Source organism: Schwartzia sp. (in: firmicutes) (assembly GCF_978017985.1).
This window is the reverse complement of sequence record NZ_CDXDFU010000180.1, coordinates 1-9,170: the sequence shown is the minus strand read 5'-3', so window position 1 is coordinate 9,170 and position 9,170 is coordinate 1. Positions and strand designations below refer to the sequence as shown.

6 protein-coding genes are annotated in these 9,170 nt (G+C 43.8%); all 6 read right to left on the bottom strand.

The window, feature by feature from the left end; genetic code table 11:
- On the bottom strand, positions 1-1,339 hold a 1,339-nt coding region (gene ffh / locus ACY69O_RS07840; RefSeq protein WP_462332913.1), incomplete at its 3' end, for a signal recognition particle protein.
- Complete coding sequence (gene ylxM, locus ACY69O_RS07835) at positions 1,336-1,695, bottom strand: YlxM family DNA-binding protein (RefSeq protein WP_462332912.1); 360 nt, start codon at positions 1,693-1,695, stop codon at positions 1,336-1,338. The genes ffh and ylxM, both read right to left, overlap by 4 nt.
- 77 nt (positions 1,696-1,772) lie before the next feature.
- On the bottom strand, positions 1,773-2,687 hold the full coding sequence (gene ftsY, locus ACY69O_RS07830) for a signal recognition particle-docking protein FtsY (protein WP_462332911.1): 915 nt from the start codon (positions 2,685-2,687) through the stop codon (positions 1,773-1,775).
- A 15-nt stretch (positions 2,688-2,702) separates the two neighbouring features.
- Positions 2,703-6,251 (bottom strand): chromosome segregation protein SMC, encoded by a 3,549-nt coding sequence (smc, locus tag ACY69O_RS07825; RefSeq protein WP_462332910.1) that lies wholly within the window; start codon positions 6,249-6,251, stop codon positions 2,703-2,705.
- Between the two features lie 89 nt (positions 6,252-6,340).
- Positions 6,341-7,585: a pyridoxal phosphate-dependent aminotransferase gene (locus ACY69O_RS07820; protein ID WP_462332909.1), complete on the bottom strand. Its 1,245-nt coding sequence runs from the start codon at positions 7,583-7,585 to the stop codon at positions 6,341-6,343.
- Positions 7,586-7,769: 184 nt separating this feature from the next.
- Positions 7,770-8,999: an aspartate kinase gene (locus ACY69O_RS07815; RefSeq protein ID WP_462332908.1), complete on the bottom strand. Its 1,230-nt coding sequence runs from the start codon at positions 8,997-8,999 to the stop codon at positions 7,770-7,772.
- Positions 9,000-9,170 lie beyond the last annotated feature (171 nt).

The following is a 9,170-nucleotide window of genomic DNA, read 5'->3' as shown; positions in this document are numbered from 1 at the left end:
GCTTGAATCTTCCTAATCCCATAGGACTCTTTTGCATTTTTTTCATTTTCTTCAGCAATATTTTCATTTCAGCAAACTGCTTAATGACTTTATTGACATCCTGCACACGTTTACCGCAGCCTAGAGCAATACGCTTGCGGCGGCTTCCGTTAATAACGGATATATCCGCACGTTCCTTCGGCGTCATGGAGCGGATAATTGCTTCGACATGCTTTATTTCCTTGCCGTTGAAGTCAACATCAACACCTTCGAGCTGTTTCTTGATATTTCCCATACCCGGAAGCATACCGAGAATCTGCTCAAATGAACCCATCTTCCTGACCTGCTGAAGCTGGTCGAGGAAATCATCCAGAGTGAACTCGTCCTTGCGGAACTTTTTCTCCATCTTCTGGGCTGTTTCGATGTCATAGACATCCTGCGCTTTCTCAATCAGGGAAAGCACATCACCCATACCGAGGATTCTGGAAGCCATACGGTCAGGATAGAACGGCTCAAGTGCTTCGAGCTTTTCACCCATACCGACAAACTTAATCGGGCAGCCTGTTACAGCCTTTACGGAAAGTGCAGCACCTCCGCGTGCGTCACCATCCATCTTGGTCATAACGATACCGTCCAGACCAAGACTGGAATTAAAGCTTTCAGCGACATTTACTGCGTCCTGACCTGTCATAGCGTCAACAACAAGCAGAATCTCATGCGGTTTGACTTCTGACTTTATAGACTGCAGCTCCTGCATCAGCTCTTCATTTATATGAAGACGTCCGGCGGTATCAATGATTATAACATCAGCCGCGTGGGAATTTGCATACGGAATCGCGGATTTAGCAATCGTAACCGCATCTGTTCCCGGCTCCATGGAGAACACAGGAATATCAAGCTGCTCACCAAGAACCTGAAGCTGTTTAACAGCAGCCGGTCTGTATATATCATCTGCGACAAGCAGCGGATGTTTTCCCTGCTTGCGAAGGGATAACGCGAGCTTTCCGGCGGTAGTAGTCTTACCTGCACCCTGCAGACCAACCATCATAATGACCGTCGGCGGTACAGATGAAATATTCAGCTTGCTCTGCGAACCGCCCATAAGAGCAGTCAGCTCTTCGTTAACAATCTTGATTACAACCTGAGCCGGTGTCAGTGTCTGCAATACGTCCTGACCGATTGCCCGCTCTTTTACGTTCTTTACAAAATCTTTTACAACCTTAAAGTTAACGTCTGCTTCGAGTAACGCCATGCGGACGTCCCGCATAGCGGCATTTACGTCATCTTCAGTCAGCTTTCCGTGTCCACGTAATTTTTTAAACGTTTCCTGTAATCTATCCGACAAACCCTCAAAAATCACGTTTCATCCTCCTGCTCAAAATTAGTAAATGGCAAAATATCCTTTAATATCGTCGCCTTTTCATCGACGTTCACAAATTCGGCTTTGTTCAGCTTTTCATATATACGGTCAAACTCATCACGCTGCGCCGACACCTTCTTCAAAAATCCGAGCTTCTCCTCGTATTCCTCCAATGCCAGTCCTGAGCGTTTAATCATATCGTGGGCGGCCTGCCTGGTTATTCCCATCTCATCTCCGATTTCGGATAAAGAAAAATCATCAAAAAGATGCATTCTGAGGCACTTCTGCTGCTTCTTTGTCAGCAGCCCGCCGTATAAATCGAACAACGCCGATGTATGTAACAGTTCATCAATCATATATCTCACCCTATGTGTCAAGATAAAAACTTGACATACGACAGTATATACGATTCAAATTTTTATGTCAAGGATTTTTACTTGTCAAATAATGCCTTTGAATATTCCTCTGCCGAGAACGGTCTGAGATCCTCGATTCCTTCACCCACACCAATCCATTTGATAGGAATGGAAAGCTCTGATTTTATACCGATGACAACGCCGCCCTTTGCGGTTCCGTCAAGCTTAGTCAGAACAACTCCCGTAACCGGAGCAGACTGGGTGAAAAGCTTTGCCTGGCTGACAGCGTTTTGTCCCGTTGTTGCATCAAGCACCAAAAGAGTTTCATGCGGAGCGCCCGGAATCTCACGGCCAACAACACGATTGATTTTCTCAAGCTCTGACATAAGATTTGTTTTCGTCTGCAGTCTTCCCGCAGTATCAACAATCAAAATATCAATGCCTCTTGCCTTTGCTGCTTTTACGGCATCAAAAACCACAGCCGCGGGGTCAGAGCCTTCCTCATGCTTGATGACCTCGGCACCTGTGCGTTTCCCCCATATCTCAAGCTGGTCGATGGCAGCCGCACGGAAAGTATCGGCAGCAGCAAGCATAACCTTCTTGCCGTAATAGTTGTAAAAAGCACTCAGCTTTCCGATAGTCGTTGTTTTGCCGGCACCATTGACTCCGACAATAAGAATTACCGTCGGGCCTACTGCCGCCATACGTACACCGGCACCGCCCTCAAGCAGAATTTCCGTTATCTTTTTCTCCAAAAACGGCTTCAAATCAGCAGGTGTATGTATCTCTTTCTTTTTAATTCCCTTCCGTACTTCCTGCATCAGCTTTTCGGTTGTAGATATACCTACATCCGCCATGATAAGAATCTCTTCTATCTCATCCAAAAGGTCATCGCTGATATCTGCATAGCCCAAAACAGCTGTCCCGATTTTTGCGGTCAGCGTTTCCCTAGTCCGTGTAAGACCTTTTTTCAAACGGTCAAAAAATCCCATTATATTTTCCTCCTGTTAACCGGCAATATCATCAAGCTTAACCGACAAAATCTTCGAAACTCCGGCATCCTCCAAAGTGACACCGTACATCATATCCGCCGATTCCATCGTTCCTTTTCTGTGCGTTACTACTACAAACTGTGTCTGCTGAGCAAACTCCTGCAGGAATTTTCCAAAACGCATAATATTTGCTTCATCCAGCGGAGCGTCAATCTCATCCAAAACAGAGAACGGAGCCGGTCTTACCTTTAAGAACGCAAACAGCAGCGCAATAACCGTCAATGCGCGCTCGCCTCCCGACAGCACAGACAAATTCTGCTGCTTTTTCTCAGGAAGCTGGACATTGATTTCGACACCGGACTGCAGAATATCTTTTTCATTCGTTAAAGAAAGCTCTGCATGCCCGCCTCCGAACAACGCAATAAATATGTCATTGAAATGCTGCTGTATCTGCACGAAAGCAGCCTTAAACTGCTTCGTCATTGTCAGATCAATCTCAGCAATAATCTTCATCAGATTTTCTTTCGCATCCAAAAGATCATCTGCCTGCAGCTTGAGGAAATCATATCGCTCTTTTTGCTTTTTATACTCTTCGATTGCCTGCAGATTTACAACACCGAGAGACGTAATATCCGACTTCAGTTTTCTAAGCAGACGTCCCAGCTCTTCATCGCTGATTTCAAGAAGCTGTTCTGCTGCCTCCTCTACCGTGAAATGATATTCGTCACGCAGGGTTGTTTCATACTGTTCGAGATTAAACTGACGTTTGGATTGTTCAATATCAAACGTATGAATTTCTTCCTGAACAGTTTGAAGTTCCTTACGAATTTTTTGTGCATTTTCATCATGCTCTTTGCTCTTTGTAAGCATGTCCATTTTATGTTGGAAATCAGCCTGAATTAATGCATCCAAATCGGAGTACTGCTTCTGGATATTTTCCTTTTCTTCGACTAATTTTGATGTATCAGTCTGCCCCTTCTGCAGCTCCTCCTGAAGCGTTTTCAAACTTGCTGTATTTGCATTCTGCGAAGCGATAATTTCAGTGATTTTTTTCTGACTCAAAAGCACGTGTTCATGGCTGCGCAAAAGCTCATGTTCCATGCCCACTTTTTGCAGCTCCAATTTATGAAGCCACTTTGAAAATTCCGCAGCATCCTGCTCCAAATCATCGAGCTGTTCATTCTTATTCCGAATAGTATTTTCAAAGTTCTTCAACTCATCTACCATGGAGTTGATTTCAGCCCTGACTTTATTGCACTGATTTTGGATATTGGAAAAATCATCCGTGTAAGAAGCGATGACTTTTTTCAGCGCTTCATATCGAATTTCTTCCTGGCTGACTTTATCCTTTAACTGCTTTGCAGCAACTCGTAATTCAGCTTCATGGATACGCTCAGATTCCAGTTTTTCTTTTACATTTTGAATCTCAGTATCGAGCTCTTTTCCTTCGACAAGAAGACGTTTTTTGGCTTCTTCATTTTCAGTCAAAGCCCGCTTTCTTTTCTCCAAATCTTCCTTCAGATTTGCAAGCTCATTACTGCGGTTCAAATACCCGGAATCCTTCTGCGGAAGACTTCCGCCTGACAAAGAACCTCCCGGATTCAAAAGCTCTCCCGCAAGAGTAACAATTCGGATTTTGAACCCCTTATTTCGTGCCACCTTTAATGCGTGTTCAAAGGTATCAACCAGCAGTGTTCTTGAGAGCAAAAATGACACAGCTTTTTTATACTCATCATCTGACGAAATAACCTCATCAAGATACCCGATAACACCATGCATATTTTTAACGGATTCATCAGGATGACTTCTGACAACAAGCTCCGTCAGCGGAAGAAATGTTACGCGTCCTGCTTTTGTACGTTTCAGATACTCAATAGCAGCCTTCGCGGTATCCGCATCCTTAACAATAAGATTCTGCTGTGCGACACCCAGAGCAGCCTCAACTGCTGTCAGATATTTTGTATCAACATGAATCAATTCCGCTACCGCGCCGTGAACATTCTTTCTCCATGCTTCTCTTGCAAGCAGTACGGATTTAACAGCTTTTCCGAAGCCCTCATACGCCTGCTGCATATGCTCAAGTACGTTTAATTTTGCAGTACCCTGAGCAACATACTGCTCATCAATTCGAAGATTCTGCTGAACAGTGCTTAAGCTGTCCTTTGTCTTTTTAATTTTCGACAAAAGCACATCCCTGTCGCTGCGTAATTTTTCAAGAGCTTCCTGGCTGTTAGTTAAACCCTGCTCGTATTCCTTATACTTTTCTTTATCCTTCTCAAAAGCTGTCGTGAGCTGCTCAAACTCTTTCAGATTGAGTTCATGAGTTGTCTCGGACGACTCTATATCCTTTTTCAAAATCGTCTCTTCATTTTTCTTTTCTGCCAGCTTCTGTTTAAGCTGTTCTTTTTCATTTTGCTTCTCATGTAACTCGTCTTTTGCGGTCTTGATTTTCTCAGAAAAAACCCCTGATTTTTTCTGCTCAGCTTCGACCTTGTTTTTTATGTTTTCAAATTCACCGGTGAATTTTTTCTCAATCTCGCAAAGCTTTTCTTTTGCTTCTTCCTCGTCCTTTAATTCCTGTTTTAAAGACTCAATATTTTCCTGCAGCTTTACAAATTCCTGATTCTCCTGCTGCGCTTTCTGCTCAAGCAGCAGAATTTTGCTTTTAACAGATTCGAGCTGAATAGATACCTGATTTTTTTCTTGATTCTTATTTTGGATATTTGACTCTAAAATGAGAACTTCATTCTCGATTTTCTCTTTCAAAACCTCTGCTTTATTAAGCTCCGTTTCAAGAGAAATCTTTGCCTGTTCCTTTTCCTCTTTTACCTTTATCTGTAACTGCTCTACCTCATGGATTTTTTCAATCTTTCGATAGATTTCAGTTATTCTTCCCTTTTTGTACTCATCATTCCATTTATTGTATTTCTCAGTACGTTCAGCCTCAACCTGCAAAGGCTCAAGCTGCGTCTCAATTTCCCCGATAATATCGTTTGCGCGTGTAAGATTCTTCTCTGTATCTTCAAGTTTTTTGACCGATTCATGCTTACGGTCTCTGAACTTCGTTATTCCTGCCGTTTCCTCAAAAAACAGACGCCTTTCCTCCGGGCGGCTGTTCAGAATATCATCCATTTTGTTCTGACTGATGACAGAAATACCGTCATGTCCAAGGCCGGTGTCAGCAAAAAGGGCATAGATATCCTTCAGACGGCATTTTGCCTTATTGATAAAGAACTCGCTCTCACCGGAGCGGAAAAGACGCCTTGTTACAGTAATCTCCTCGTAAGGCAGAGTCAAATCGCCGTCATTGATAAGCGTCAGAGTTACCTCAGCAATACCAAGCGGTTTGCGCGAGGAGCTTCCCGTAAAAATAATATCCTCCGACTTTGTACCGCGAAGATTTCTTACGTTCTGCTCGCCCAGAACCCAGCGAATTGCGTCGGTAATATTACTCTTGCCGCTTCCGTTAGGCCCCACGATAGCCGTAACACCATGATCGAATTCTATTTCAATTTTATCTGCAAAGGATTTAAAGCCATAAGCCTCTAAACGCTTTAACTGCAAAAAAATCACCAGCCTGATGAATAGTTCAACTAATGTATTGTAACACAAAAAAGCGTACAGCCTCAAGCTGTACGCTTTTCACTTGCTCTTTACTGGACTGCATCCCAGGCATTTTTGATTTTCTGAGCCATTCCGTACATCTTAGCTGCAGGAACAGCACAAACAGCGACACGGACACCCTTTTTCAGAGGAACCGCAAAAATCAGGTCATCATGCAGCTTGTCGCAGACAGCAGCAGGATCCTTAGCCGGGATTGAAAGGAAGAAGCCTGCTTTATATGGCAGAGCATTCAATCCGCACTCTGCAGCTTCCTTCATGAAGATAGCGCCGCGTTCCTTAATCTTCTGATACAAAGCCTCACGCTCTGCTTCAAACTGCTTCAGGAGCGTTGCATCCTGCTGAATCTTCGTCAATACAGTCATAGCTCCGCGGTTAATATTGGACCACGTTGCACGGCTCGTGTACTTCGTAACAGCCGTAAATTCATCAATGATTGTCTTGTTAGCAGACAGACCGATAAGAGCGCCTGTACGCTGACCATACATTGTATAACCCTTCGACATACTGAAGGCGAACATAACAAAAAGATTGTCCGGCAGATCGGAGAACTGCTTCATGAATTTACGAGCTTCGTTTTTCTCTCCTGCATAGTCGATATAAGCAATATCAACAAGAATGCTTATCTTTTTATCTCCGGACTTGATAGCAGATTTGCATACATCAAGGACCTGCGCCCAGTCATCCTCGGAAAGGCTGTAGCCCGTCGGATTATGTGCCGGCGTATTGATGACAATCAGAAGCGAAGACTGCTTCTTGAGAAGCTCCTCAACCTTTTTCGTGAAATCAGCAATATTGAAATTCTGCTTCTCATCAAAGAGCTGATATGTCTCAAGCTCGCGTCCCTGCTCATGGCAAAGTGCGTTGTACGGTCCCCAGTACCAGTCAGATGTAAGAACCTTGTCGCCAATCTCAGAATAATTTGCAATAGCATTATGCACAGCGCCTGTACCGCCTGCAGATGCAACAGCCGAAAAATATCCGTTCGGCTTCTGGTCTGCAAATGTCAAATCAATAACCGTATCAAGATATGCCGGAAGACCTGCAATCGGAGCATACGCGATAATATCATTCATCGGCAGAGAACGGAAAACATTCTCCATGGTAGGAATGCATGCCAGTTTCTCATCATCATCAATAATAGCGCCGATTGTCGCATTCGTTACCTTCTGTGCGCCATGCTCAGCTGCCGCCTTCTGTGCTGCTGCGCTCGCTCCGAAAATTACATCACTTAACTCTTTCCCAACAGCATGGGATGCCGTCATCGTATCTGACATAGATAACACGCCTCTCTTTTTTGGAATGTATTACTATCATAGCATTTTTTGCATTGGAATAATTGTTTTTTACCAATGTATACATTATTTTTATTCGTATATAATAAACCCATTAAAAAGGAGCTGTGAAGAAGGCATTCTTGTTGCTTTTTTCACAACCCCAGCTATTCGTTTCTAAAGCTTATTACTTCTTCGGAAAGAACTCATCATGAATTACATTGACAGCCTTATTGAGCTCGCTCGTCTTAACAAGGCAGGAAATGCTGATTTCAGACGTGCTGATAACGTCGATATTGATTCCGCCGTTTGCAAGAGCGCCGAACATTCTTGCCGCAATACCCGGATTGCCGAGCATTCCCGCGCCGACAATAGATACCTTTGCAACATCCTCTTCTACGAGAACAGCGATAGCATTCAGCTTGTCAGCTACAGCATCAACGATAGGCTTTGCCTTTGCCAGATCATCATGTGCCATAGTGAAAACCATATCCGTTACATTCTTTTCAATGTTGCGGATACTCTGCACAATCATATCTACCGAAACATGAGCATCAGCCAGCGCAGAGAAAATCGAATGTGCAATTCCCGGATTATTAGGGACACCCAAAACAGCAACCTTTGCTACATTGGAGTCATGCGCAACTCCACGAATCACAAAATCTTTTTCTTCCATTGTATAAGCCTCCCTAATCATCGTACCAGGTGTGTTTGTAAATGTAGAGCGAACATGAATCGGAATATTGAAATGCTTGCCCATCTCAACAGAGCGCGGCTGCATAACACCTGCACCCAGGCGGGCCATCTCAAGCATTTCATCATAAGTGATTTCCTTCATGCGGCGCGCATCAGGCTCGACACGCGGGTCAGCAGAATAAATTCCGTCAACATCCGTAAAAATCTCGCAGCTGTCTGCGTGAAGCGCTCCCGCGATAGCTACCGCAGAAGTATCAGAGCCGCCGCGTCCAAGAGTAACAGGATCGCCGAACTCATCAGCACCCTGGAAGCCTGCAACGACTACGATATTGCCCTTATCCAGCTCTTCTCTTATTCTGTCGGGCTTAATATCCAAAATACGGCCCTTTGTGTGTACGGAATCCGTCTTCATACCGGCAAGCGCACCCGTAAGAGAGACTGCCTTCTGACCAAGAGAATTAAAGGCCATAGTAAGAAGCGCGATAGAAACCTGCTCACCTGTAGTAAGAAGCATATCCATTTCACGCTCATACTGATAGGGATTCTTTGTCAGCTGTTTGGCCAACTGAATCAAATCATCGGTCGTGTCTCCCATGGCAGATACAACCATTACAATCTGATCGTCCTCTTTTTTCTCAGCAAGGATTCGTTTTGCTACAGCCATTATTTTTTCCGTGGTAGCAACCGAACTGCCACCGAACTTCTTTACAATGAGTCCCATATCTCTCCTCCTATATCAAAAAGAAAATGTATCATAGCATCAATAAAATCTTTTGACAAAAGACATTCGTTTCAAAAACAAATTATTTTTGCTAAATTTCGCTTCATTATACAACAGTCTCAATGTGTTTGTCTACAAAAAACCTTCTCATCATTATGTATACATATCTAT